Source organism: Streptomyces sp. NPDC043726, from assembly GCF_056436565.1.
In genome coordinates this window covers 580,936-605,646 of record NZ_JBWKCI010000001.1, presented here as the reverse complement: position 1 = coordinate 605,646, position 24,711 = coordinate 580,936, and the positions used below count along the sequence as shown (strand labels likewise).

Annotated in this window: 26 protein-coding genes; 13 read left to right on the top strand and 13 right to left on the bottom strand. The window is 71.4% G+C overall.

The features are described from left to right. Nucleotides 1-8: 8 nt before the first annotated feature. From AC068Z_RS02790 to AC068Z_RS02770, 5 genes are all read right to left on the bottom strand, one after another. The gene (locus AC068Z_RS02790) at nucleotides 9-758 is read right to left on the bottom strand and encodes a TetR/AcrR family transcriptional regulator (RefSeq protein WP_478551638.1); all 750 of its coding nucleotides are present in this window, start codon (nucleotides 756-758) and stop codon (nucleotides 9-11) included. Between the two features lie 23 nt (nucleotides 759-781). Further along, a complete protein-coding gene (locus AC068Z_RS02785; protein WP_478552270.1) occupies nucleotides 782-1,762 on the bottom strand; it encodes a trypsin-like serine peptidase in 981 nt (326 codons plus the stop codon). A 134-nt stretch (nucleotides 1,763-1,896) separates the two neighbouring features. Then, nucleotides 1,897-2,352, bottom strand: a complete 456-nt coding sequence (locus AC068Z_RS02780) for a thiol-disulfide oxidoreductase DCC family protein (protein ID WP_478551636.1) — start codon at nucleotides 2,350-2,352, stop codon at nucleotides 1,897-1,899. After that, complete coding sequence (locus AC068Z_RS02775; protein WP_451720585.1) at nucleotides 2,349-2,744, bottom strand: hypothetical protein; 396 nt, start codon at nucleotides 2,742-2,744, stop codon at nucleotides 2,349-2,351. Before AC068Z_RS02775 ends, AC068Z_RS02780 begins: the two co-directional genes overlap by 4 nt. 104 nt (nucleotides 2,745-2,848) lie before the next feature. Further along, nucleotides 2,849-3,259, bottom strand: coding sequence for a VOC family protein (locus AC068Z_RS02770; protein WP_478551634.1), 411 nt, complete (start codon nucleotides 3,257-3,259; stop codon nucleotides 2,849-2,851). Nucleotides 3,260-3,326: 67 nt separating this feature from the next. On the opposite strand from AC068Z_RS02770, the gene AC068Z_RS02765 reads away from it, so the two are divergent. Continuing rightward, nucleotides 3,327-3,602: a hypothetical protein gene (locus AC068Z_RS02765; RefSeq protein WP_478551633.1), complete on the top strand. Its 276-nt coding sequence runs from the start codon at nucleotides 3,327-3,329 to the stop codon at nucleotides 3,600-3,602. A 67-nt stretch (nucleotides 3,603-3,669) separates the two neighbouring features. Here AC068Z_RS02765 and AC068Z_RS02760 read toward each other — a convergent pair whose 3' ends face one another. From AC068Z_RS02760 to AC068Z_RS02740, 5 genes are all read right to left on the bottom strand, one after another. Next, nucleotides 3,670-4,431 carry a succinate dehydrogenase iron-sulfur subunit gene (locus AC068Z_RS02760; RefSeq protein WP_478551632.1) on the bottom strand — a complete coding sequence of 254 codons (762 nt, stop codon included), beginning with the start codon at nucleotides 4,429-4,431 and terminating at the stop codon, nucleotides 3,670-3,672. Continuing rightward, nucleotides 4,431-6,185, bottom strand: a complete 1,755-nt coding sequence (gene sdhA, locus AC068Z_RS02755) for a succinate dehydrogenase flavoprotein subunit (protein WP_478551631.1) — start codon at nucleotides 6,183-6,185, stop codon at nucleotides 4,431-4,433. The genes AC068Z_RS02760 and sdhA overlap by 1 nt, the downstream gene beginning before the upstream one ends. Before the next feature lie 19 nt (nucleotides 6,186-6,204). Beyond that, nucleotides 6,205-6,687 (bottom strand): succinate dehydrogenase hydrophobic membrane anchor subunit, encoded by a 483-nt coding sequence (locus AC068Z_RS02750; RefSeq protein WP_478551629.1) that lies wholly within the window; start codon nucleotides 6,685-6,687, stop codon nucleotides 6,205-6,207. 5 nt (nucleotides 6,688-6,692) lie between these two features. Next, on the bottom strand, nucleotides 6,693-7,073 hold the full coding sequence (sdhC, locus tag AC068Z_RS02745) for a succinate dehydrogenase, cytochrome b556 subunit (RefSeq protein WP_451720603.1): 381 nt from the start codon (nucleotides 7,071-7,073) through the stop codon (nucleotides 6,693-6,695). A gap of 167 nt (nucleotides 7,074-7,240) precedes the next feature. Next, a complete protein-coding gene (locus AC068Z_RS02740; RefSeq protein WP_478551627.1) occupies nucleotides 7,241-7,792 on the bottom strand; it encodes a 2-oxo-4-hydroxy-4-carboxy-5-ureidoimidazoline decarboxylase in 552 nt (183 codons plus the stop codon). A gap of 154 nt (nucleotides 7,793-7,946) precedes the next feature. On the opposite strand from AC068Z_RS02740, the gene AC068Z_RS02735 reads away from it, so the two are divergent. From AC068Z_RS02735 to AC068Z_RS02720, 4 genes are all read left to right on the top strand, one after another. Further along, a complete protein-coding gene (locus AC068Z_RS02735) occupies nucleotides 7,947-9,605 on the top strand; it encodes a beta-N-acetylhexosaminidase (RefSeq protein WP_478551625.1) in 1,659 nt (552 codons plus the stop codon). A gap of 118 nt (nucleotides 9,606-9,723) precedes the next feature. Next, nucleotides 9,724-10,419: a DUF4328 domain-containing protein gene (locus AC068Z_RS02730; protein WP_478551623.1), complete on the top strand. Its 696-nt coding sequence runs from the start codon at nucleotides 9,724-9,726 to the stop codon at nucleotides 10,417-10,419. A gap of 138 nt (nucleotides 10,420-10,557) precedes the next feature. Beyond that, entirely contained in the window at nucleotides 10,558-11,058 is a 501-nt protein-coding gene (locus tag AC068Z_RS02725) for a hypothetical protein (RefSeq protein WP_478551621.1), read from the top strand. Nucleotides 11,059-11,133: 75 nt separating this feature from the next. Next, complete coding sequence (locus tag AC068Z_RS02720; protein WP_478551619.1) at nucleotides 11,134-11,691, top strand: hypothetical protein; 558 nt, start codon at nucleotides 11,134-11,136, stop codon at nucleotides 11,689-11,691. A 12-nt stretch (nucleotides 11,692-11,703) separates the two neighbouring features. On the opposite strand, the gene AC068Z_RS02715 is transcribed toward AC068Z_RS02720, so the two are convergent. Continuing rightward, a complete protein-coding gene (locus AC068Z_RS02715; protein WP_478551617.1) occupies nucleotides 11,704-12,198 on the bottom strand; it encodes a DUF1877 family protein in 495 nt (164 codons plus the stop codon). A 158-nt stretch (nucleotides 12,199-12,356) separates the two neighbouring features. Between AC068Z_RS02715 and AC068Z_RS02710 the strand changes: the two genes are divergently transcribed. Further along, entirely contained in the window at nucleotides 12,357-12,743 is a 387-nt protein-coding gene (locus tag AC068Z_RS02710) for a hypothetical protein (RefSeq protein WP_478551615.1), read from the top strand. A 186-nt stretch (nucleotides 12,744-12,929) separates the two neighbouring features. Next, on the top strand, nucleotides 12,930-14,789 hold the full coding sequence (locus AC068Z_RS02705) for a glycine-rich protein (RefSeq protein WP_478551613.1): 1,860 nt from the start codon (nucleotides 12,930-12,932) through the stop codon (nucleotides 14,787-14,789). 65 nt (nucleotides 14,790-14,854) lie between these two features. On the opposite strand, the gene AC068Z_RS02700 is transcribed toward AC068Z_RS02705, so the two are convergent. Further along, on the bottom strand, nucleotides 14,855-17,530 hold the full coding sequence (locus tag AC068Z_RS02700) for an FG-GAP-like repeat-containing protein (protein WP_478551611.1): 2,676 nt from the start codon (nucleotides 17,528-17,530) through the stop codon (nucleotides 14,855-14,857). Between the two features lie 232 nt (nucleotides 17,531-17,762). On the opposite strand from AC068Z_RS02700, the gene AC068Z_RS02695 reads away from it, so the two are divergent. The 5 genes from AC068Z_RS02695 (at nucleotide 17,763) to AC068Z_RS02675 (ending at nucleotide 21,711) form a co-directional block, all read left to right on the top strand. Then, entirely contained in the window at nucleotides 17,763-18,194 is a 432-nt protein-coding gene (locus tag AC068Z_RS02695) for a hypothetical protein (protein WP_478551609.1), read from the top strand. A 123-nt stretch (nucleotides 18,195-18,317) separates the two neighbouring features. Further along, complete coding sequence (locus tag AC068Z_RS02690) at nucleotides 18,318-18,935, top strand: RNA polymerase sigma factor (RefSeq protein WP_478551608.1); 618 nt, start codon at nucleotides 18,318-18,320, stop codon at nucleotides 18,933-18,935. Nucleotides 18,936-19,007: 72 nt separating this feature from the next. Beyond that, the gene (locus AC068Z_RS02685; RefSeq protein WP_478551606.1) at nucleotides 19,008-19,709 is read left to right on the top strand and encodes a hypothetical protein; all 702 of its coding nucleotides are present in this window, start codon (nucleotides 19,008-19,010) and stop codon (nucleotides 19,707-19,709) included. A 305-nt stretch (nucleotides 19,710-20,014) separates the two neighbouring features. Further along, entirely contained in the window at nucleotides 20,015-20,689 is a 675-nt protein-coding gene (locus tag AC068Z_RS02680) for an RNA polymerase sigma factor (RefSeq protein WP_478551604.1), read from the top strand. Further along, nucleotides 20,689-21,711: a hypothetical protein gene (locus AC068Z_RS02675; RefSeq protein ID WP_478551602.1), complete on the top strand. Its 1,023-nt coding sequence runs from the start codon at nucleotides 20,689-20,691 to the stop codon at nucleotides 21,709-21,711. The genes AC068Z_RS02680 and AC068Z_RS02675 overlap by 1 nt, the downstream gene beginning before the upstream one ends. Nucleotides 21,712-21,950: 239 nt before the next feature. Here AC068Z_RS02675 and AC068Z_RS02670 read toward each other — a convergent pair whose 3' ends face one another. Beyond that, nucleotides 21,951-22,796 (bottom strand): L,D-transpeptidase family protein, encoded by an 846-nt coding sequence (locus tag AC068Z_RS02670; protein WP_478551600.1) that lies wholly within the window; start codon nucleotides 22,794-22,796, stop codon nucleotides 21,951-21,953. Nucleotides 22,797-23,079: 283 nt separating this feature from the next. Between AC068Z_RS02670 and AC068Z_RS02665 the strand changes: the two genes are divergently transcribed. Next, nucleotides 23,080-24,660 carry an acyl-CoA mutase large subunit family protein gene (locus AC068Z_RS02665; protein ID WP_478551598.1) on the top strand — a complete coding sequence of 527 codons (1,581 nt, stop codon included), beginning with the start codon at nucleotides 23,080-23,082 and terminating at the stop codon, nucleotides 24,658-24,660. The last annotated feature ends 51 nt before the right edge of the window (nucleotides 24,661-24,711 follow it).

Here is a 24,711-nt window from a genome sequence, read left to right as displayed (position 1 = left end):
GGGAGCGGTCAGGGGCGCTCGTCCTCCTCGGGCGCCCCTTTCGGCTTTCCGGGGTCCGGCATCATCCGTGTCATCCCCGGCAGGAAGTCCGTGAACAGCTCGTGCACCTCGCGCACGAGCGGGCGCAGCACCCGGAAGCGGGCCAGCGCGACGCCCCGCGCGGTGAGCCGGGCGCCCCGCGCGGCCAGCCGGTAGCTGCGCTCGCGGCCCTCCGTGCGGTCGAAGATCCAGTACAGGACGAGACCCATCTGGGAGAGCCACATCAACTCGGGCAGGATGTCGCGCAGTTCCTCCGGGACCTTGGTCTTCGTCGCCCCCGCCAGCACCTCCCGGTGGACCCCGATCGCCTCCACGCGCGCGTGCTCAGACTCCGGGGAGAAGGGGCTGAGCGGGGAGTCCGGGTCGGCGGCGTTCTTGAAGAACTGGACGGCGAACTCGTGGTACGGCGTGGCGACGTCCAGCCACGCCTTCAGCACCCCGGCGAGCCGCGCCTCCAGATCGGTCTCGCGGGCCAGGACCTCCCGGACCGCCACCCGGTGTTCGGCGGCGATCCGGTCGTAGAAGCCCTGGATCAGGTGCTCCTTGCCCTCGAAGTAGTAGTACGCGTTGCCGACCGAGACCCCTGCCTCCTGGGCGATGGCCCGCATGGTGGTCTTGTCGTAGCCGCGCTCCCGGAACAGCCGCATCGCCGTCTCCAGGATCAGCGCGCGGGTCTGCTCGGACTTGCTGGGCTCGGGGCTGTCGTTCTTCGAGGGCACGGAGCGAGACTAACCAGTGCTGGTCAGGACGACTGAGCCGCCTGGTACAGGTTCTGCGCGTCGGCCCCGAAGTACGGGCCGTACATGCGGTTGGGGAAGAAGTTGTACTTGAAGCTGTTCACCGACGACAGCAGTCCGGTGCCGGTGGACTCGTTGAACTGCGTGAACCAGGGGCCGCCGCTGGAGCCGCCGGTCATGTTGCAGGTCATGCCGTGGTCGTTGGAGAGCAGGAAGTCCCGGTTGGTGGTGCCGGAGCAGTAGATGAACTTCTCGCCGTCGTACGGGCTCGCGGCCGGGAAGCCGAAGGAGTACATGCGCAGGCTGTAGCCGGTGTTGAAGGCGAGGCCCTGTCCGCCGACGACGTCCGTCAGCGACTGCCCGTTCAGCGGGGCGACGACGGCCGCGCCGATGTCGTAGTTGATGTCCTCGCTCGCCGTCCACTGCGGGGTGGAGAGCGTCTTCGACGCGGTCCAGCGGCCGTACGGGGACTGGCCGTCGTGGTAGCCGGGCACGAAGACCCAGTTGGTGTGCCAGGCGCCGCCCATTCTCACGCAGTGGCCCGCGGTGATCACCGTGCTCTTGTTGGCGCTGGTGACGGCGTTGCCGGAGCAGGACGCGGTCCGGCCCTGGTAGGTGAAGAACACCCGGCCCGCCGTGGCGACCACGGCCCCGCCGCCGGCCCAGGCGCTGCCGCCGTTGGGGAAGGCATGGATGCCGACGTCGGCGGGGGTGGTCGCGGCGGGCGTGGCCGGGACCGTGGACTTCTCGCCCCTGGCCGGCGACGAGCCGCCGTGGCCGCTCGCGGAGAGCAGGTCCAGCGGCTCGGCCGCCCGCATCCGCGCGGGCGTCCAGAAGGCGGCGGCCGTCTCCTGCGCCGCCGTCGTGACCGGGCGGACGGCGGTGCCGGGTGCCGGCGCCGGCGCGGCGCTCACCGGCGCGGCCAGTGCGCCGGCGGTGAGCAGCGCGGTGACGCCGACGAGGAGGGAGCGGGATATCCGGGGCATGCCTCTCACGCGTACTCCTTCTGTGGGGGTGCGGAGTTGGGGGTGCGGAGTGGGTCGAAGCTGTCAGGAGCGTCCCACCTGAGCGCCATTTTGGAAGGGTGCATGCCAAGGCGAGGGGTGAAATCCAGCCGCCCTCAGTCGGTGTCGCACCCCTTGGGGACGTACATCCAGCCGAGCTGCGGCTCGTACCGCCAGCCGTCCCGCTGCTGATACGCCCGCCCGCCCCACTGCGACCCCCGCCACTTGGCGGCGGCCACGACGGCGCCCTTGGCCAGCAGCATCCCGGTCGGTGTGCTCAGCCGGTGGGCGAGGCGCCGGTACTCGCGCAGCGCCCACAGCACCGCGATCCAGGCCGCCGCTTCCCGGTAGACCTGCCCGCCATCGCCCACGACGGTGATCTCGTCCAGCGTGGAGCCGAGCCCCGGGAACCGGCGCGCCGCCTCCTCGGACCCGGCGGGCACGAACTCCAGCTCCACCAACCGCGCCTGCCGGACGAGCCAGTCGCGCAGGAAGGAGCAGAGCGAGCACTCGGCGTCGTACAGGACGGTGAGCCGGTGGACCGGGACCCGCGCGGCCTCGGCGGCGCTCACGCGCGGACCCAGTCCTGCGGAGCGACCGGCGGCACCTGCTCGCGCTCCATCACCCCGCGCCGGCGGATCTTGTTGAGCACGTAGACGTTGCCCAGGTGCATCACGCCGAGCACCAGCAGTACGACGCCGAGCTTGGTCGACAGGGCCTCGAAGACGCCCCGGGTGTCGGTGATGGTCTCGTCGTCGCTCAGGTAGAGGGCGACGAAGCCGAGGTTGACGAGGTAGAAGCCGACCACCAGCAGGTGGTTGACGGCGTCGGCGAGCTGCTCGTTTCCGCGCAGGACGTCGGAGAGGAAGATGCGCCCGTTACGGCTGAGCGTGCGGGCCACCCAGACGGTCAGGGCGATGCTGACGACCAGGTAGATGACGTAGGCGATGACCGTGCGGTCCATGCCGGGCCCCCTTGTTGAACGCGTTCAAAACGCTGACAGGGATGACTGTAGACCTGTCTTTGAACGTGTTCAACTCGCTTGCGGGGGCCCGCGTGAGGTCTGCGTCACGCCCTCCGGCCGAGCGCCGGGCGCTTGGAGTAGTCGGTGAACCCGACGACGTTCCCCCAGGGATCGGCGATCTCGACGGTCCACCCCGTGGCCACCGGAAACGGCTCGTCGGGCGGCACGATCCCGGCCTCGGCGAGCCGCCGCGCGGCGGCACGGGCGTCCGGCACCTCCAGCCACACGCGGGGCGAGTGCCAGGGCGGCGGCCGGTGGCCGAGTCCGTCCTCCTCCCGCAGCAGGATCCCGGGCGTCTCCTTGCCCACCCGCAGCAGCGCGATCCCCGCCTCGTCGAACCGGAATCCCACCGTGAACCCGGCGCGTTCGTAGAAGTCCACGGCCTCACCGAGGTCGCCGACCGGCAGCAGCACGTTGTCGAACCCGAGCAGTTCGTACGACTCGTCATCTGACACACAGTCAGAGTAGGTCGATGATCGGCCCGATCCCGGGATTGTCAGTGGCGGCTCGTACTGTCGGCCCATGGGACAGGTGACATTCGTCGACGAGACGACCACGGGGGAGCGCGAGACGGGCCCACGGCTCGAGGTCGCGGAGGAGCGGCTGACGGTCCGGGAGCTGATCCGGCGCCGGATGCGTCGGGAGGCCGACAGGGAGCGGGCGCTGACGGCCTTCGCCGGGAACGGCCTGCTCGTCCTGGTCGGTGACCGACAGCTTCTCGACCTGGACGAGGAGGTCGAGCTCACCGCGGACACGGAGGTCACGTTCCTGCGGCTCATACCTCTGGTCGGCGGCTGACGAGGGCGCGCCGGAGAACGCCGAGGGCCCCGCTCCGGGAAGAGCGGGGCCCAAGGACGCGGCGTCGTCAGAAGCGGCGGGTGATCAGGGCCTTCTTGACCTCGGCGATCGCCTTGGTGACCTCGATACCGCGCGGGCAGGCGTCCGTGCAGTTGAAGGTCGTGCGGCAGCGCCACACGCCGTCCTTGTCGTTGAGGATCTCCAGGCGCTGCTCGCCGGCCTCGTCACGCGAGTCGAAGATGAAGCGGTGCGCGTTGACGATGGCCGCCGGGCCGAAGTACTGGCCGTCGTTCCAGAAGACCGGGCACGAGGACGTGCAGGCCGCGCAGAGGATGCACTTCGTCGTGTCGTCGAAGCGCTCGCGGTCCTCGGCCGTCTGGAAGCGCTCGCGCGTCGGCTCGTTGGTGTCCTTCGTGATCAGGAAGGGCATCACGTCCCGGTACGCCTGGAAGAACGGCTCCATGTCCACGACCAGGTCCTTCAGGACCGTCAGGCCCTTGATGGGCTCGACCGTGATCGGCTTCTCGGGGTTGATGTCCTTGATGAGGGTCTTGCAGGCAAGACGGTTCTTGCCGTTGATCCTCATCGCGTCCGAGCCGCAGATGCCGTGGGCGCAGGAGCGACGGAAGGTCAGCGTGCCGTCCAGGTCCCACTTGATCTTGTGGAGGCCGTCGAGCACACGCTCCTTGGGGTCGATCTCCAGCTGGAAGTCTTCCCACACCGCCTCGGCGGCGACCTCGGGGTTGAAGCGGCGGATCCGGAAGGTGACCGTGATGTAGGGGGACGCGGCGGACTCCGCCTCCACCTTGTCCAGAACGGGGGTTGCCATCAGTACTTACGCTCCATCGGCTGGTAGCGGGTCTGGACGACCGGCTTGTAGTCGAGACGTACGGACTCCGTGCCGTCGTCGCCCACCTCGCGGTACGCCATGGTGTGGCGCATGAAGTTGACGTCGTCGCGGTTGGGGTAGTCCTCGCGGTAGTGACCGCCGCGGGACTCCTTGCGGGCCAGCGCCGACACCGCCATGACCTCGGCCAGGTCCAGCAGGTTGCCCAGCTCGATGGCCTCCAGCAGGTCGGTGTTGAACCGCTTGCCCTTGTCCTGGATCGAGACGTTCCGGTAGCGCTCGCGCAGCTCCGCGATCTTCTCGACCGCCGTCTTGATCGTCTGCTCGGTGCGGAACACCATGACGTTCGCGTCCATGGTCTCCTGCAGCTCCTTGCGCAGCTCGGCCACCCGCTCGGTGCCCGTGGAGGTGCGCAGCCGCTCCACCTGGTCGATCACCAGCTGGGCCGGGTTCTCCGGCAGCTCGACGAACTGGGCCTGCTGCGAGTACTCCGCCGCCGCGATGCCGGCCCGGCGGCCGAAGACGTTGATGTCCAGGAGGCTGTTGGTGCCCAGACGGTTGGCGCCGTGCACCGACACGCACGCGACCTCGCCGGCCGCGTACAGGCCCGGGACGACGGTGGTGTTGTCCGCCAGGACCTCGCCCTCGACGTTGGTCGGGATGCCGCCCATGGCGTAGTGCGCGGTGGGCTGGATCGGGATCGGGTCCGTGTACGGCTCGATACCGAGGTAGGTGCGGGCGAACTCCGTGATGTCCGGGAGCTTCGCGTCCAGCTGCTCCGGCGGGAGGTGGGTGAGGTCGAGGTAGACGTGGTCGCCCTCGGGACCGCAGCCGCGGCCCTCACGGATCTCCGTGTAGATGGAGCGGGACACGACGTCACGGGACGCGAGGTCCTTCATGACGGGCGCGTACTTCTCCATGAAGCGCTCGCCGTCCTTGTTGCGGAGGATGCCGCCCTCACCGCGGGCGCCCTCCGTCAGCAGGATGCCCATGCGCCAGATGCCGGTCGGGTGGAACTGGAAGAACTCCATGTCCTCCAGCGGCAGACCCCGGCGGTAGACGGCCGCCTGACCGTCACCCGTCAGCGTGTGCGCGTTCGACGTCACCTTGAAGAACTTGCCGCAGCCGCCGGACGCGTAGATGACGGCCTTCGCCTGGAAGACGTGGATCTCGCCGGTGGCCAGCTCGTAGGCCACCACGCCCGCCGACTTCTTGACGCCGTCGACCTCGGTGATCAGCTGGTCCAGGACGTAGAACTCGTTGAAGAACTCCACGCCCTCCTTGACGCAGTTCTGGTACAGCGTCTGGAGGATCATGTGGCCGGTGCGGTCCGCGGCGTAGCAGGACCGGCGCACCGGGGCCTCGCCGTGGTTGCGGCTGTGACCGCCGAAGCGGCGCTGGTCGATCGTGCCGTTCGGGGTGCGGTTGAACGGCAGGCCCATCTTCTCCAGGTCGAGGACCGAGTCGATGGCCTCCTTCGCCAGGATCTCGGCGGCGTCCTGGTCGACCAGGTAGTCACCGCCCTTGACCGTGTCGAAGGTGTGCCACTCCCAGTTGTCCTCCTCCACGTTGGCCAGCGCGGCGGCCATGCCGCCCTGCGCGGCGCCCGTGTGGGAGCGGGTGGGGTAGAGCTTGGTGAGCACCGCGGTGCGGCTGCGCTTGGTGGACTCGATGGCCGCGCGCATGCCCGCGCCACCGGCGCCGACGATGACGGTGTCGTACTTGTGGATCTTCATGATTCTCGCAGCCCCGTGCCTAGCGGATGTTCGGGTCGAAGGTGAAGATCACCAGCGTGCCCAGCAGGATGGTGAACGCCGTGGCGGTGTAGAGCAGGCCCTTGAGCCACAGCCGCGTGTTCGCGCGCTCCGCGTAGTCGTTGATGACCGTGCGCAGGCCGTTGGCGCCGTGCAGAGTCGCGAGCCAGAGCATCAGCAGGTCCCAGACCTGCCAGAACGGGGACGCCCAGCGGCCGGCGACGAACGCGAAGCCGATCTTGGAGACGCCGCCGTCCAGCACGAGCTGGATCAGCAGGTGGCCGATGACGAGGACGACCAGCACGATGCCGGACAGGCGCATGAACAGCCAGGCGGCCATCTCGAAGTTGCCGCGGGTGGACCGCGGGGTCTTCTTGGTGCGCTTGCGCGGGGCCTCGATGAGCGGGGCCGGGTTGTCGACGTTGTACACGGAGCCGCCCTCGACGGGGCCGATCCCGGACGCGGTCTTCTCAGTCGTGGACATGGGCGTCAGCTCCCGAAGAGTTCACGAGCGGCGTGGCCGAGGAGGGGGTAGATCGCCCCCAGCATCAGCACCAGCCACAGACCGACGGCGGCCCAGAGCATCTGCTTCTGGTAGCGCGGGCCCTTCGACCAGAAGTCGACGGCGATGATGCGCAGACCGTTGAACGCGTGGAAGAGGACGGCGGCCGAGAGGCCGTACTCCATCACAGCGATGATCGGCGTCTTGTAGGTCGCCACGACCTCGTCGTAGGCCTCGGGGGAGACACGCACGAGTGCGGTGTCCAGCACGTGAACGAACAGGAAGAAGAAGATGAGGACGCCGGTGACTCGGTGAGCCACCCAGGACCACATTCCTTCCCGGCCGCGGTACAGCGTTCCAGCCGGCACGGAAGTCCCTCCGGGAGCGGGGATTGGGGCCGCGCCGGCTTGTGCTGTCGGTCGGGCCCGGCCGGGTACGGTCCACCGGCCCCCAGCATCGTAGCGACGGTTGCCCGTGGCGCTTACGCCGGGCCTACCTGTGTGATCAAACTGGCACGCGGATGGGTGACCGGCGGCTAACGGGGTGGGGTGGTCCGTTGTCTGCCGAGTGCGGCGGTCACGGGGCTTGTCGCGCAGTTCCCCGCGCCCCTGAGGAGCCGCAGCAGGCGCCCCTTGGCCAGGCGCCTCAGTTCGTCGGCCGCAACGACCCGTTCTTCCTCCGGATCGTTTGCCAATCGTGACCGGATCCCTGCGAGTGCGTGGTTCAGTGACTCTTCCGGCGGTACGTCGTCCAGGCAGATCACGAACACATGGCCGAACTTCGCCTCGTATGCCGCGTTCGCCGCGTCCAATGCCGTTTGTGCCGCCGAGTACGCCCCCTCCGGCAGAACGGGCAGCGTCTCCGCCGACAGGGCCTCCGCCAGGTCGGCCGGGGTCAGGTCGTACGCCGCCTCGTCGGAGGCCGCCAGGAGGGCGTCCAGCGTGGGGTACGGGCGGTGTGTCGCGATGCGGTGGGCCCAGCGGAGGCTGTGGAGGCAGGTCAGCAGGGTGCGCCGGAGCTCGTCGGCGGGTGCCGCGTTGAAGTGCTCCGGTACGGCCACTCGGCCAGGAAGATGTGTGGGCGTCACGTGTGTTTCGGCAGAGGATGCTGTGAGGGGTGTGTCGCCACGTTATCGACAGTGGGCGTGACACGTCCGACGGATGCCCGAATTTCAGCCGAACGGGAGAGTTTCGGAACCTCTCGTGGACGCACGCGAGGCGCAGCGGTCGTACGTTGGCTGAGTGAGCCAGCACAGGCGCCGGGCGCCGGAGAAGAAGGTCGGACAGCGTGCCCTCCTGGTCGGGGCCGTGGTCGCCGCGTTCGGGGTGGGCCTGGGGCTGTGGGCCTCCGGCGGTGACGGCGACAGCGGGCCCACCGGGTCGGCGGTGCGGCAGCCGAGCGGCGAGTCGTCGTCCCGGTCGGGGCGGGCCTCGATGCCCGCGGCCGAGCCGACGCCGAGCCCCAGTCGGTCGTACGCGCTGTCCAGTACGCCGCAGACCATCCCCGCGGTCCGCTCGCACACTCCGGCGCGCGGGCCCGGGTGGCGGGCGGTGCGGGGGGAGCGGGTGGTCGTCTCGGACGCCGATCTGGCCGACGAGGGCCGGCTGATCGCGCAGGAGCTGGGGCTGACCTACGCGGGCGAGAAGGACGACGTGCTGGCCGGGGACGTACGGCTGTCGCTCAACGACGACGAGGGCGCGGATCCGGAGTCGTACACCATGACCGTGCGCGGCGGCCGGGTGAACATCAGCGGGGCCGCCGACGCGGGCGTGTTCTACGGGACCCGGACGCTCAAGCAGGCGGTGCACGGCGGCGCCACGGCGCCGGAGGGCGTCGTGCGCGACGAGCCGGCCAAGCCGGTGCGCGGGTTCATGCTGGACATCGCGCGCAAGAACTTCACCGCGGACTGGATCGAGGACCGGGTCCGGGAGCTGGGCGATCTGAAGTTCAACCAGCTCGGGCTGCACTTCTCGGACGACCAGGCCTTCCGGATCGAGTCGACCTCGCATCCCGAGATCGTGTCCGACCCGCATCTGACGAAGGCGGAGGTCCGCAGGATCGTCGAGGTCGCGGCCGCCCGGCACATCACCGTGGTGCCCGAGATCGACTCGCCGGGGCATCTGGGCGCGGTGATCGCGGCCCATCCGGACCTGCAGTTGCGCAACGCCCAGGGCGTGGCGACGCGCGGGGCGATCGACATCTCCAAGGACGAGTCCCACGACATCGTCGACGACCTGCTCAACGAGTTCGCCGAGCTGTTCCCCGGCGGCCAGTGGCATCTCGGCGGCGACGAGTACCAGGCGCTGACCGTGTCCGACCCCGAGGCGTCCTTCCCACAGCTCGCGACCGCGGCGCGGGAGGCGTACGGCTCCGGGGCGACCGTCGAGGATCTGACCACCGGCTGGCTCAACGACCGCGCCGCCACGGTCCGCGTCCACGACAAGACCCCCCGGGCCTGGAACGACGGCTTCTTCCGCGGTACCTCCGTCAAGGCCGACAAGGACATCCAGGTCGCCTACTGGACCGGCAAGGAGATCGGCGCCCGGCCGCCGGTGGAGTACCTGGCCGAGGGCCGCGAGCTCACCAACTACAACGACGAGTTCCTCTACTACGTCCTCGGACAGCCGCAGACCTTCGTCTATCCGACCGGGCAGCGCATCTACGAGCAGTGGACACCGCTGGTGGTGCGCGGCACCGAGGCCGTCCCGGCGAAGTACGACGGCCAGATCCTCGGCGGCTCCTTCGCCGTCTGGTGCGACCTCGCGAACTCCCAGACCCAGGACCAGGTCGCGGCCGGCATCCGCATGCCGCTGCGCGCGACCGTCGAGAAGCTCTGGAACCCGGGGACCCCCGGGCAGTCCTGGGCGGACTTCAAGGCACTGGCCGACCGCCTGGGCTGAGCGAAAGGAATGGACGTACGGCGCTGCTGAACCGTATGTTCCGCATGCCGCGCGCGAGGTTCTGGGGAGAACCGTGCGCGCGTATTTCCACGTATCGCACTCGGGGGGACGCCTCACCATGATCGAAAATCCGCATGCCCAGTACTCGCCCGCCCCGGCCGCGTGGCTGCGGTCGCCGATCGGGCTCGGGCGGGCCGCCGTCGCGGCGCTCGGAGTCGTCATCGCCACCGACCTGTTCGCGCTGTGGACCGACGTCGTCATGTACGACGTGGTGAGCGACCTGGCCGGCGACGGCTTCGGGAACGTCTCGGTGGAGCGGGCCGACCGGGCGGACCGGCTCTTCGCCGCGGGCGGTGTCATCCAGACCGTCGCGCTGCTCGTGAGCGCGGTGCTGTTCCTGTGCTGGTTCCACCGGGCGCGGGTCAACGCCGAGGTGTTCGAGCCCTACGGGCACCGGAAGAAGCGGGGCTGGGCGATCGGCGGATGGTTCACACCGGTCGTGAACCTCTGGTTCCCGCGCCGGATCACCCTGGACATCTGGGACGCCAGCAGCCCGTGGGGCGCGCCCCGGCCGCACGGCCTGGTCAACGCGTGGTGGACGTTCTGGGTCATCGAGCTGATCGTGGGGCGGGCCGCGTACACCGCGTACCGCAAGGCCGAGACGCCCGAGGAGATCCAGAACGCCGTGGGGCAGATCCTGTTCGCGGACGCCGTCGACATCGTGGCCGCGGCCCTCGCCATCGCCGTGGTGCTGCGGCTGACCCGCATGCAGCACGCGAAGGCCCTCGCAGGCCCCGCCCCTGTGCCCGCCTAGACACCGGATTGTCCGAATCGGCTGCGAACGGGCGTACGGCTGTGGTGTATTCGGCCGCAGTCGAATGCGGTGCGATCGGCCGCGGTCGGATGCGGTGCGTTCGGCCGCAGCGGAACGGAACAGCCTGGGGGAACGGACATGGGCTACTGGGGGTACTTCGTCGTGGGCCGCGCCGAGCGGCCGCTGGCGGAGCTGGCCGCGCTGGCGGGCGCGCCGGGACTGACGCTGCGCCAGGAGGCGCCGGACGGCTGGCAGGTCTGGGAGTACCCGGTCGGGGAGGGCGAGGTCGGGAACATGCACGAACTCGCCCATCAGACCGGGGAGCCCGCGCTGTTCGGCTACGTCATGGACAGCGACTGCGCGGTGGTGGAGGCGGCCGGGCCGGAGAGCGGGGCGTGGACGACCTGTCTGGGGCGCGAGGCCATGGCGGCACGGCTCGGCGCGGGGGAGGGGGTCCTGCTGGAGGACTACTTCCTCCAGCCGCGCGACGCCGCCGAGCGGGCCGTCGCCTGGGCCGCCGAGGCCGGGCACACCGTGGCGGCCGAGCCGCTGCTGGAGGTGCTCAGCGCCGACCCCGACCCCTTGGCCGAAAACCTCTTCTTCCGACTGCTCGATCGGCTCGGCGTGGTGCCCCTGTGACACTCCGGGTCAGTTGCACGCAGTAAGGGGAAGTGCGGCCTCCGTAAGGGAAGACCGCAGGCGAGGGAGGCGTGGATGAGTCTGGTGGAGCTGATCGCTCAGGCCGACGAACGCGGACTGGCCGCCAGCGGCTTGGCTTGTTTGGATCGGTGCGTGCCGCTGCTCGGCGGCGACGACGAGCTGCTGCGACCGCTGTGGGCGACGCTCACCGAGGGCGGTGACACCGGACTGTGGGGCGAGCGCCTGGCCCAGGTGCGCGACAAGCTCGGCGCCGGGCAGGACCCCGCCGAGGACGAGGCCACCGTCCTCGCCCGCCGCATGCTCGACGCCGCCCCCTCCGCGCCCGCCGCGGCCGAGGTCCGTCTGTGGGCCGACGCCTGCTCGGTCGCCTCGCTCCAGATCCACCGGCTGCTCGACACCGCCGAGGACGACGCCCCGGTCGACGCCCGCCGGGAGGGCCGCACCGAGGGCATGCCGCCGCTCGTCGCCGCCGAACTGCGCCGCCAGGTCACCGTCCTGGAACTGCTCGCCGGGCACGGCGCGGGCGGACTGCGGCAGGCGCTGGAGGTGTCCGTCGAGGGGCGCCGCGTCCTGCGCGCGGTGGTGTCGCGGCGGGCGCGGGGGCGGGTCTGACCCACCCCCCTCTCAGATCAGCAGCCACTTGACCACCGCGTCGCCGTGGTACGCGGTCTGCGCGTAGAACGCCGTCAGGTCCCGGTGCGCGGAGGCGAAGGCGCCTCGCACGTCCCGCTCCGCCTCCGGCACGCCGTACGCGCGCATCAGTGCCTCGCGGGCCCCTCGCCACAGCTCCTCGAAGTCGGCCTTCTCCAGATACGCGGCGACGCGGCCGGTCTGGGCGGCGGTGAGCAGCAGGAACGGGGGCAGGGCGGCGTCGCGGTGGAAGACCGGACGGCCGCCCAGCACCACCTGGGTACGCGGGCCCTCCGGCGCGTGGTGCGGGGGGAAGCCGGTGTAGAGCAGCTCGTGCTGGAGGTAGGCCTTGTCGAGGACCTCCTCACGGCGCCGGCCGATCCGCTCCCGTACCGTCTCCCAGTCGTCGACGAACAGCCGCTCGAACCAGGTCGCGCTGTTGCGCAGTGCCGGGGGCGGCACCGCTCGCAGATGGAAGTACATGCTCATCAGTGACTGGAGCGCACGGCGACGGCCGGCTGTCACACCCCGCTTCCGAGGGCGTCCTGTGACCGTCCTGGGGTGGAGCTGGGGCGGTCCTGCGCCGGTTGCGGGAAGCCCCCCGGATCGGGGTGACGAAACCCGCGGCGACCGCGCTCTTAGGGGATGTGACGACTGAGCAGCAGACCAGGCCCTCAGCTGCGGCGAGGCCGGTGCGATGGGCGGCGGACGCGGTGTCGACGATGCGTGAGGGGGCGCGGCTGCGCCTCGACTACTCGGCGCAGAGTCTGTGGCGGGTGGACCGGATGATCGACGATCTGCGCCGCGAGGGCACTCCGCGGGCCGCCGTGGACAGCGTGCTGCGCGGGCTGGGGGCGTACGCCGGTGAGGTGATCGTCCGTCAGACCGGCGCCGAGTGGTGGGCGACCGGTGGCGACCACTGGATACGCACCCCCGACGGCCGGATGTGGGACCCGATCGACGAGGCCCGCCGCGCCTTCACCGCGGACGGATCGCTGCGGCTGCTGTGCCGGGACGCAACGAGCGGGAGATGAGCGGGGGTTGTACCGGGCGACCGGTGTGATGCGTCACTTCTTTCACTTCCGTCTATCAGTTCAACCTTCATGGACGTGTAGGTAGTCTCCTCCTTGATCGGATTTTGATCACCAATGGGTGATATCCGATCGTCTTCTGAAGCTCCTCTGGGGAGGGGAGCTTGTCGGACTTCTGGAGGGGTGGGGATGGATCAGGGTTACCTCGGGCTGCGCCGAAACGCGTGGCGCCGCGGTGTGGCCGCGATGGCCGTGGTCGCGCTGGGTGCCACGGGCGCCTGGGCGGCCGCGCCGACCGCCGGGGCCGCTCCGGCCGGTGCCGGGAGCGTGTGCGAGCCCACCGAAGGGTTCGTCGGCTGCCGGCTCTTCACCGTCGAGGGGGCGGTGGAGAAGTTCAAGGTTCCGGCCGGGGTGAAGGAACTCGACGTCCGCGCCTGGGGTCAGGGCGGGCGGGGCGATTCCATGTCGAGCGGAGGGGCGGGTGCCTACGTCGCCGGAAAGCTGTCGGTCGACGAGGGCGAGGAACTGTCCGTCGCCGTGGCGGGCCAGGGCTTCGGTGACGCCCTCGGCGGCAAGGGCGGTGCCCGCGGCGCGAGCGAAGGCGGCGCCAGCAGCGCGGTCCGCGCGAGCGACGGCAAGCCGCTGCTGATCGCCGCCGGTGGCGGTGGCAGCACCGACGTCGTGATCCCCGGCGCGGGTGACGCGGGCGCCGGTGGCGGCGAACGCGGCCAGGACGCCACGGAGGCCACGGGCGGCAAGGGCGCCGAAGGCGCGAAGGGCGGCGCGGGCGGAGGCAACGGCAGCGACGGCGCCGACGCCGCCGCGGGTGGCAAGGGCGGCGACGGCGGCGCGGGCCGCTACGGCGGTGGCGGCGGTGGCGGTGGCTACGCGGGCGGCGGCGGAGGCGCCGGGTCGGACGACGACACGGCCGCCGGCAGCGGTGGCGGCGGCACCAGTTACACCGACCCCGGGCGCGTGACCGGCGTGCGCGTGGTGGTCAGCGACGGAGCCAAGGCCCCGGCGAAGGACGACCCCTTCTGGGACTCCTCCGACAACCCGATCGACTCCGGCATCGGCGAGGGCGGCATCAACGCCCCGGGCGGCGTCGGCCGCGTCGTGCTCCAGTGGGCGACGCCCGCGCTCGCCGAACTGGCGAAGGCGTCCGGCGACGGCCAGACCCGCGACCCGGGCGACGCGTTCGACCCGCTGGCCGTGGTCGCCCGGGACAAGGACGGCAAGCCGGTCGCGGAGGCCAGCGTGACGTTCACCATCGAGGACCCGAACGGCACCGGCGTGAGCTTCAGCGACGGCGAGGCCGTGGGCAAGGTCGTCCTCGCGACCGACGAGAACGGCCGCGCCCAGGCGCCCGCTGTGCAGACCAAGCAGAAGGAAGGCGCCTTCACCGTCCGGGCCGTCGCCCAGGGCAGGGCGGCGGTCTTCACCGCCGAGGTGAAGAAGCTGCCGTACGACGTGACCGCGGTCCAGGGCGACGGGCAGCAGGCCCGCCCCGAGAAGGCCTTCGGTGAGAAGCTCCAGGCCCTCGTCGAGGTGGACGGCGAGCCCAAGGCCGGGGTGACCGTGCAGTTCAGGATCGAGGACACCGGCTCCAGGAGCGGTCCGCGCTTCTCGCCCGACTTCTACGTCGTCGGCGTCGACGCGAAGACGAACGCCGAGGGAGTCGCCACCACACCGGTGCTGTACGCCGGTACGGACCCGGGCACGTACACCATCGTCGCCACGCGCGGCGATGCCTCGGCCACCTTCACGGTCGAGGTCGGGGACTCTCCGGATGAGCCCACGCCCACGCCCACGCCCTCGGCCTCCGCCGAACCGAGCGGATCGGCCTCGCCGTCGCCGAGCGCGTCCGCGGACGGCGGTACGGACGGTTCCGGCACCGGCGGTTCCGACGACGGTTCCGACGACACCGGCGGAGGCCTGGCCCTGACCGGCGCGGGCGGCATCGGCCTGCTCGCGGGTACGGCCGTGGTCCTGGCCGGCCTGGGTGTCCTGGCCATGCGGCTCAGGGTGCGCCTGCAGAACCGGGGCTGACGGAGAAACGGAAACGGCCGGGACCCACGCAGTGGAGTGGGTCCCGGCCGTCTCGCTGCTCGCCGTCAGGACGCGAGCACCTGCCCCAGCCCGCCGTCCGTCGGCGTGCCCAGGGTGGTCTTGCTGTAGATGAGCGAGTCGCCGTAGCCGAGGCCCGTGCTGTTGCTCGGGATGTGCAGCAGGATGCCGTCCGTGCCGTCCTCGCCGTCGGCGCCGACCGTGACGTCGGCGCGGCCGTAGCCGGACAGGTCGGTCAGCGACACGGACGTACCGAACAGGTCGCCCGCCTCCGCGCTGCCGGGGACGTTCGTCGTGTCCTGCGAGACCGCCACCGAGCCGGTGCCGGTGAGCCCGGCGGAGCCGCCCCTGACCAGGACCACGGTGCCCGCGTTGGCGTAGTTGGCGCCGCTGCGGGTGAGGTCCTCGCCGCGGGCGCCGGTCAGGACGTCGGCGTAGCCGTCGGCGTTGAAGTCCCCGGCCGAGACGGAGATGCCGAAGGAGTCGCCGGACTCGTTGCCGCCCGGGACGCCCGCGGTGTCCTGGTGGACGACCTTCATCCCGGTGGTGGTGAACCCGGTCGACGTGCCGAACAGCATGGTGATCTGCCCGCCCGAGATGGCGCCCGACTCCGAGGCGACCGGCTGGCCGATGACGATGTCGTCGTAGCCGTTGCCGTTGAAGTCGCCGGCGGCTATCGAGCGGCCGCCCTTGACCGAGAGCACCCCGGCCTTGGTCAGACCGTTCGCCGAGCCCGCGAAGCGGACCACGCGGCCGATGCCGCCGCTGTCGCGGTAGTTGAGGGCGACATCCGCGTAGCCGTCCCGGTTGAAGTCGCCGGTCGCGGCGTCGAGGTACGCGATCGCGCCGGTGGCGGTGGTGAGGGCGCCGTACGTCGTCGAGCCGCCGGTGAGCCGGACGTGGTAGCTGCCGCCCTTGCCGGTGCCCGCGGAGAAGACGTCCGCCTTGCCGTCGCCGTTGAAGTCGCCGACGGTGACCGCCGAACCGAGCTTGGCGCCGGCCGCGGTGACGCCGGACGTGGTGAACGAGTAACCGGTGTTGAGGGCCGGGCCGTACAACACCGTGACCTGGCCGCGGTCGGCGTTGCCGCTGGTGTCGTCCTCGCCGGGGGAGCCGATCGCGAGGTCGGCGTGGCCGTCGCCGTTGACGTCGCCCCATGCGGTCGCGGCGCCGAAGGAGTCACCGGTCTCCGACGTGCCGGGGACGCCCGCGGTGTTCTGGGTGAAGCTGATCCGCGCCGCCGTGGCGGGGCCGTCGATCCCGCCCGGGACCACGGTGACGCGGTTCGCCTTGGGCGTGCCGGCGACCAGGTCGCTGACGCCGTCGCGGTTGACGTCGGTGGTGGCCAGGGCGTGCGAGATGCCCGGGGTCTTGGCGAGCGAGGCGATGCTGCCGAGCTTGGGGTAGAGGTTGAGGCCGGGGCAGGCCGTGGCGTTGGTGTCCTTGTGCCCGAACACCCGCGGCAGGGTGATCTGCCGGCCCTCGGCGACCTTGTTGCCGCTGTAGTTCAAGGGCGCCCGCGAGGTCAGCGTGACCTTGCCGGTCGGGTCGATGCCGTACATCCCGAACTTCCACGCCACGACCCGCGCGATGGCGTCGAGGGCCGCCTTGCTCGGCTTCGCCGACTCGAAGTTGCCGATGTAGGAGATGCCGAGCGTGTCGGTGTTGAAGCCGGCGTCGTGCGCGCCGGTCACCGGCAGGTCCATGCCGCCGCTGCGGCCCTCGAAGATCTGGCCGCACTTGTCGACGACGAAGTTGTAGCCGACGTCGAAGTAGTCCTGACCGAAGTGCGCCTGCTGGATCGTGCGCATCCGGGCCGCGGACTCGGCGCAGGAGAGCGTGTTGTCGCTGTCGACACCGGTGTGGTGGATGACGGCGGCCTTGATGTCGGTGCCGTAGCTCGGCGTGCCGTTGTAGTCCGTGGACGCGCCCCACTCGGCCTGCGTGATGATCGGGGGCTTGACGACCGTCGAGGGACGGGGCGCCGGGACCGTCGAGGTCGCCGTCGGGGACGCCGAGCCGGTCGGGGACGCCGAGCCGGTCGGGGACGCCGAGCCGGTCGGGGTCGTGGAGTCAGTCGCGGACGCCGAGGTCGTCGGCGACGGGGAGCCGGTCACGGTCTCCGTGGGAGCGGCCGAGGTCGGGGCGGGAGAGGTGGTCTCCGCCGCGAACGCGGCGGGCTCGATCCCGCCCTGCGGGTCCGTGCCCGGGTCGAGCAGCTTCACGTCCATCCCCGCGGGCTGGCCGCCGATCTCGGTACCGTCGGCGTTCACCACCCGCACCTCGATGCCGTCGGACTCACCGGTCCACACCGACTCCGTACCGCCGCGCAGCGCGGCCCGCTCGGCCTCGGCACCGTCGGCCTGGCTCGGCTCCAGGACCAGTTCCTGCCACCCGGACCACTCGCCCGTCTCGGCGTCCCGGGTCCGCACCTCGGGCGTGCCCTTGGTCTTCGCCTCGGGGTCGTCCCAAGTCACCACGACCGCGCTGAACTGGTCGGTGCCCCGCTTGTCGAGGCCCTTGCGGCCCCCGCCCTCGTTCTGCAGCTTCAGCGTGTGCACCGACGGCTCGCGCTCGCCGGCTTTGTCGTCGGAGGGCGAGGACTGATCGGCCATCGCGTACGTGACGACTCCCGCCCCGCTCAGCACGACCGCCCCGACGGTCAGCCAGGCTCGTCGCCCGAGACTGAGCGGCTTGTACGCATGGGTCCTACGAGGACTCAACTACCCCACCCCTATTGGTTGGACACGATCGCCACACCTGTAACAGGCGTGCTCTCCCCTTAGCGTCGGGACCGCGCCGAACGTCACCCGTCCACATGGTTGTACGAGGACACGCATTTTCTGTGTGTCCATGACCACATCCGGGACCTGTGATGCTCGTGTGACCGGATCCGCTGGACGCGGTGGGGGAGTCGAAAAGGTTCCCCCGCGACCGAGCGGAGGGGTGGGGCCGATGGACCAGGCGCACGAGCGGGTGGCCCACGCGGGCCGGATGCGTGGGTGCGCGGCGGCCTTCGTCGCGCGGGTCGCCGTCCGGGGCCGGCTCCCGCTGGACTATTCCGTGGCCAGCCTCAGAATCGTCGACTTCCTCATCGACGGCCTGCGCAAGGGCGGCGCCGACGGCGACCGGGCCCGCGAGACGCTCTTCGGCCTCGGCGCGTACGTCGGTGAGGTGCTGGTGCGCCGGGCGGGCGCGGTCTGGGTCGACCTCGACGCGCACCAGCGGGACTGGTTCGGCCAGCCGGTCGGCGTGCGGATGCCGGACGGCCGGGTCTGGAATCCGCTCGGCAAGGTCCACAACCGCTTCGACACCGGCGGCCCCGAGGAGTCGTTGCAGACCTTCTACCTGACCCTGCACGGCCGGGCGCGGCGGGTCGTGGCCTGAGCCGGGTGAGGGAAGCGCGCTCGCTGTGACACTTCTGTGAAGCCCGGCGCTGTTGATCGTGAGGGCGGGGTGTGCCACGGGGGCACGGACCCGCCGTGAACTCGGTTCGGACGAGGACAGTACTTGGGCCAGAGAGCGGAACCCCGTCGCACGCACGCGTACGACGGGGAGCTGGGCGCGGCCGTCGCGCGGGCGCAGGAGGGCGACGAGGCGGCCTTCGCGGTCGCCTACCGGATCGTGCAGCCCGGACTGCTCGGCTACCTGCGCGGCATCGTCGGCGACGACGCCGAGGACGTGGCCTCCGACGCCTGGCTGGAGATCGCCCGGGACCTCGGGCGGTTCAAGGGCGACGGAGCGGGGTTCCGGGGCTGGACCGCGACCATCGCCCGGCACCGGGCGTTGGACCATCTGCGCAGGCAGCGGGTACGGCCGCGGGCCACGGCGACCGAACAGGACGTGCTCGATCTGCCGGGACCGCACAGCACGCACGACCAGGCACTGGAGTCCATGTCCACCGAGCGCGCGCTGGACCTGGTCCGCGAGTTGCCGCGGGACCAGGCCGAGGCCGTGCTGCTGCGGGTGGTCGTGGGGCTGGACGGCCCGGCGGCCGCCCGGGTCCTCGGCAAACGCCCGGGCGCGGTGCGCACCGCCGCGTACCGGGGTCTGAAGCGCCTGGCGAGCAGGCTCGGCGTGGAAGGTGTGACGGATGACGACCCCCGAACGCTGGGGGAGTCGGAATGAACGAAGAGGGAAGCGCGGGCGTACGACCCGCGGGGACCCTCGGACACGTGTCGGACAGGAACGGAAGCGGACATGGGTGAACAGCTGAGCGACGGCGGGGCCGCCGGCCGTCGGCCTGCGCACCCTGACGTGCCCGCCTCCCACGACGCCGGCACCCGCCACGAACTGGAGGCGCTGCTCGCCGCCGCCATGCGCCCGGCCGAGGTGGACGGCGAGCGCGAGCGGCGCGCCGTCGCCGCCTTCCAGGCCGCCCGGGACGCGGGCGCGCACCGGGCCCGCACCCGGCGCCGGGACGACTGGCGGCCCCGGACCCGCCGTCGTACCGCCCGCTCGTTGCGGGCCACGCTCTCCCTGTTCCTCGCGAGCCTCGCCCTCGGCGGGGCCGCCTTCGCCGCGATCGGTACGACGGGGTCGTCGACCGATTCCGCCGGCTCCCCCGAGGACCGCGGCACCTCCTCGCCGTCCTCCCACGGCCCCGTCCGGCCGGGCGCCTCAGCACCGAAGGGCACCCACGTCCCGGCCGACCGTCCGGCCACCGCCCAGGACATCGAGGCCAAGTGCCGGGCGTACGACCAGGTGGCGGGCAACGGCAAGGCGCTGGCATCGACGGCCTGGCAGCGGCTGGTCGAGGCCGCGGGCGGCGAGGAGAAGGTCGCGGTGTACTGCGCGGAGCGGCTGGCGGAGGAGAGGACGAAGAGCGAGCCGGGCCACGAGAAGGGCAAGGGCCGCGCCAAGGCGTCCGAGAAGAGCGCGAAGGCGTCCGAGAAGAACTGACGCGGCGGGACCCGGACTTCACCGCCGAGGCAACGGCCGGGGCCGCCACCCCCCACAGGAGAGGCCCCGGCCGTCGCGCGGCACGGGCCGCGCGGCGGCCCGTACTTCCTACAGCGCCATGAGTGCGTTTTCTGTCACACCCCGGGCCGTCCCGAGTGGGTTGCACCTTGTACGGACATGGACGAGCAGCGGTTTCAGGTCGTAACGTGCCTTTCGCGCCGGACGGGGAAAGTTCAATGTGCACCGAACCCGTCGGCGGGCCGCCGAGCCGGGGCCATCCACCCGACCATCTACCGAGGTACCGAGTGCTGGGGGACGACGCGGAGCTGACGGCCGCGCTGCTTGCGGCACAGGACGGGGACGAGACCGCGTTCCGGACTGTGTACCGCTCGGTGCATCCGCGGCTGCTCGGATACGTACGGACGCTGGTCGGCGACCCGGATGCCGAGGACGTGGCGTCGGAGTCCTGGCTGCAGATAGCCCGCGACCTGGATCGCTTTGACGGGGACGCCGACCGCTTCCGCGGCTGGGCCGCCCGGATAGCCCGCAACCGCGCGCTGGACCACATACGCATGCGCGGCCGCCGCCCCGCCATAGGCGGCGACGAGACGGAACTGACCGGCCGGGCCGCCGAGTCCGACACCGCGGGCGAGGCCATCGAGTCCCTGGCGACCGACAGCACCCTCTCCCTGATCGCCCGGCTGCCGCAGGACCAGGCCGAGGCCGTCGTCCTGCGCGTGGTCGTGGGCCTCGACGCGAAGTCCGCCGCGGCGACCCTGGGCAAACGCCCGGGCGCGGTACGCACCGCGGCGCACCGGGGTCTGAAACGGCTCGCCGAACTCCTTGGCGACCGCCAGCAGACCGATCCGGAATCGGCCGGCGTCCTCGACGCCCTGCCGGCCCAGCGAGAACCGCGTGACCGCGCGGTGACGTCCGCCAGTGTGACGCATACGCGTGCGCGGACGCAGAAGGATGTGTGATGGCCGACGAGCAGTACAGATGGCTGGACCGGGAGACGGCGGAACGTCTGCTGAACGGAGAGCCACTGGACGCTGTCGACGCGGCCGACCGGGACCAGGCGGAACGCCTCGCCAAGACGCTTGAGGCACTCGCCCACGAACCCCCGCCGACCAGCGCCGAACTCCCCGGCGAGGCCGCCGCGCTGGCCGCCTTCCGCGCCGCCCGCGCCGAACGCGCCGACACCTCCGCGGCCCTCGGTCACCGCCCCCGCCCCGACGCCTCCGACGCCGGACTCGTCCGCATCGGCGCCCCCGAGCGCGGCGCCCGCCCGTCCCGCTGGGCCCGCCCGGTGCGCCTGGGCCTCGCCGCCGCGCTCGCCGTCGGCATGGTCGGCGGGGTCGCGGTCGCGGCCGGAACCGGAGTGCTGCCCACACCCTTCGACGGTGACGAACCGGTGGCCCCCGCCGCCTCGGTCTCGGCCGCCGTACCGGCGCCCGAACAGCCGCTGGTGTCGCCGTCCGCGAAGGAATCGCTCGAGAGCGAGACCGTGCCCGACGACGCGAGCGCACCGCCCGAGCGCCCGGACCCCTCCCGGCAGAGCCCCGACCCCGGAGCCACGGCCGGTGACGCGGAGGACCACGCCGACGGCTGGTGGAAGGGCGCCACCGGCTCGGCCTGCCGCGACCTGCGCGAGGGCAGGCGCCTGTCGGACGACGTGCGCAAGGCCCTGGAAGGCGCGGCGGGCGGCCCCAAGCGCGTGTCGACGTACTGCCAGGGCCTGCTCGCCGACGGCATGGGCGCCGGTGACGGCGACGCCGAGAAGGGCGACGGCGGAATCGAGGACAAGGGCAAGGGCGACGACGAGGACGACGAGGACGGCGACGGCAAGGGCGACGGGAAGGGCAACGGCAAGGGCGACGGCCACGGCCGTCCCGAGCGCCGCACCGACGGCGCCGCCCCCGTGACCCCGCCGGTGTCCCCGGCCCCTGTGGACCCGGCTGCCCCGGCCACCTCACCGACCCCGACGTACTCAGCGCTGTGAGCTGCGGGTCCGCACGACGACACGCCCACTGACCTGCGGTTTTGTAAGCCGCTTAACTTTTTTCGCGCGGGGTGTGACGTTTTCGCCGATCCCGGCGCAGTATTCAGTGAGCCGACTGGTCATCGGCCGTTGCACTGAGCCGGGGTTCCCCCCGTACCTACGGCTCGTGCACCTGGCGCGGGCGGGACACGTTCCCCCGGTCCCGTCCGCGCCCCACACTCACCCCGTAAGCCCTGCGGCTACCAGGAGACGACGACCTTGTCGCCGTTCCTCACCTGCGCGAACAGCTCCGCGATGGCGGCCTCGTCCCTGATGTTGACGCACCCGTGCGAGGCCCCGGCGTACCCGCGGGCCGCGAAGTCCGAGGAGAAGTGCACGGCCTGGCCCCCGCTGAAGAACATCGCGTACGGCATCGGCGAGTCGTAGAGCGTGGAGTGGTGGTACCGGGACTTCCAGTAGACCCGGAACACGCCCTCCCGGGTCGGCGTGTACTCCGAGCCGAAGCGCACCGCCACCGTGGTGAGCGTCCGGCCGCCGACCATCCAGCGCAGGGTGCGGCTCGTCTTGTCGATGCACAGCACCCGGCCCGTCAGACAGCGGGGATCGGGCTCGGCGGCCGGCTGCCCGCCCATCAGGTACAGATCCCACTTCCCGGGCTCCCGCGTCATCTTCAGCAGCCGCTGCCAGGTGACGGAGTCCGTCTCACCGGTCCGTGGCAGCCCGCGCTTGCCCTGGAACCCCTTGACCGCCCGCTCGGTCAGATCGTCGTACGTCCCGGTCGGCCCGTCGAAGAGCCAGGCGACCTGGCGCAGCCGGGCCTGGAGCTCGCGGACGTCCCGGCCGGTGTCACCGCGCGACCAGAGCACCTCGGGCGGCTCGGGGGAGGGCGAACGGCTCGGCTTGGCGTCGTCCGGTGACCTGGACGGCGTGCCGGACGGCGTGCCGGACGGCTTGCCGCTGGGGAGTTCGATGCGGATCGGGGAGCGCCCGTCCCCCTCCGCCGCCTCGACCGTGCAGCCGGCGCACACGACCGCGAGCGCCGCCGCCGAGGCGAGCACGCCCGTCGATCTCCTCTTGCTTCCCATCCGACCCCCACTGCCGCCGATGTCCTTATGGATGCTCCCCGCGGATGACTGGTTGCGAACGGCGGTGCATCGTGGTGACCGGGACCTGTCCGGCAACCGTGTCCGGCAACCGTGTCCGGCAGCCGGGCCCGGGACCTGTGACCGGGGCCGCATCCCGGCTGTGAGCAAGGTCCCAGCGTGCTGCACTCCTCCGGGTGTGCGTCACGCCGCTACAGTCCGTCGAAGGGTCGGTCTGTACCAGTGAGTAAGCAGCGAGCGACAGCTCGGCGGGAGGCAACACACCATGGCGCGCGAGTCGGAGTCCGGACTGCCCATCGAGCCGGTCTACGGGCCGGATGACCTGGCGGGCTGGGACGCGGCCGAGAAGCTGGGCGAACCGGGGTCGTACCCCTTCACCCGGGGCGTGTACCCGTCGATGTACACCGGCCGCCCCTGGACGATGCGTCAGTACGCCGGTTTCGGCACGGCGACGGAGTCCAACGCCCGGTACAAGCAGCTGATCGCCAACGGCACGATGGGCCTGTCGGTCGCCTTCGACCTGCCCACCCAGATGGGCCACGACTCCGACGCGCCGATCGCGCACGGCGAGGTCGGCAAGGTCGGCGTCGCCATCGACTCGGTCGACGACATGCGGGTGCTGTTCGGCGGCATCCCGCTGGACAAGGTCTCGACGTCGATGACGATCAACGCGCCGGCGGCCCTGCTGCTCCTGCTGTACCAACTCGTCGCCGAGGAGCAGGGCGTCAGCGCGGACAAGCTGACCGGCACGATCCAGAACGACGTGCTGAAGGAGTACATCGCCCGCGGCACGTACATCTTCCCGCCGAAGCCGTCCCTGCGGCTGATCGCCGACATCTTCAAGTACTGCAAGGCCGAGATCCCGAAGTGGAACACGATCTCGATCTCCGGCTACCACATGGCCGAGGCGGGCGCCTCCCCCGCGCAGGAGATCGCGTTCACCCTCGCGGACGGCATCGAGTACGTCCGCACGGCGGTCGCGGCGGGCATGGACGTCGACGACTTCGCGCCCCGCCTGTCCTTCTTCTTCGTGGCCCGTACGACGATCCTGGAGGAGGTCGCCAAGTTCCGCGCGGCCCGCCGGATCTGGGCGCGGGTGATGCGGGAGGAGTTCGGCGCGAAGAACCCCAAGTCCCTGATGCTGCGCTTCCACACGCAGACCGCGGGCGTGCAGCTGACGGCCCAGCAGCCCGAGGTGAACCTGGTCCGCGTGGCCGTGCAGGGCCTCGGGGCGGTGCTGGGCGGCACCCAGTCGCTGCACACCAACTCCTTCGACGAGGCCATCGCCCTCCCGACCGACAAGAGCGCCCGGCTGGCCCTGCGGACCCAGCAGGTGCTGGCCTACGAGACGGACGTGACGGCGACCGTCGACCCCTTCGCCGGCTCCTACGTCATCGAGAAGATGACCGACGACGTCGAGGCGGCGGCCCTTGAGCTGATGAAGAAGGTCGAGGACCTCGGCGGCGCGGTCACCGCCATCGAACACGGCTTCCAGAAGAACGAGATCGAGCGCAGCGCCTACCGCATCGCCCAGGAGACCGACTCCGGCGAGCGGGTCGTGGTCGGCGTCAACCGCTTCCAGCTGGACGAGGAAGAGCCGTACGAGCCGCTGCGCGTGGACCCGGCGATCGAGGCCCAGCAGGCGGAGCGGCTGGCGAAGCTGCGGGCCGAGCGGGACCAGGAGGCGGTGGACTCCGCGCTCGCGGCGCTCAAGAAGGCGGCGGAGGGCGAGGACAACGTCCTGTACCCGATGAAGGACGCCCTGCGCGCCCGCGCGACGGTGGGCGAGGTGTGCAACGCGCTGCGGGAGATCTGGGGTACCTACGTGCCCTCGGACGCCTTCTGAGCGGCTGACCGTCTCGGCCCGCGAAACCCGGAATCGGAGTGTCGTACCCCC